General features: G+C 35.8%; 1 protein-coding gene. It reads left to right on the top strand.

The window, feature by feature from the left end:
- A partial coding sequence (locus H4O21_RS28765) for an FAD-dependent oxidoreductase (RefSeq protein ID WP_182812702.1) occupies nucleotides 1-324 on the top strand: 324 nt, incomplete at both ends.

Here is a 324-nt window from a genome sequence, read left to right as displayed (position 1 = left end):
TTGTGTATTGGGGAGATGATCCATATACACTGTCAATGTTTTACTTTGGCACTCCATTTTCAGGCTTTATTGAAAATGGTGGTCACTTTATAAAAGGAGGTTCACAGGAACTCTCCAATTACCTTGCTTCCTATATAGAAAAAAATGGTGGCAGTATTCTACTAGGTAAAAGGGTTGAAAAAATCATTATTAAAAAAGGTATGGCAACTGGAGTCACTTTCCGTGATAACTTTTCCAAAAGTTTAGAATCTATCACTATTTCATACGATAATGTTATAGCTAATTGTGCTATTCCTACAGTGCCGCAGATGCTGGATGAACCTT

The organism is Oceanospirillum sediminis (genome assembly GCF_014164585.1).
In the GTDB taxonomy this organism is placed as follows: domain Bacteria; phylum Pseudomonadota; class Gammaproteobacteria; order Pseudomonadales; family Halomonadaceae; genus Oceanospirillum; species Oceanospirillum sediminis.
This window is presented reverse-complemented; position numbering and strand designations above follow the sequence as displayed.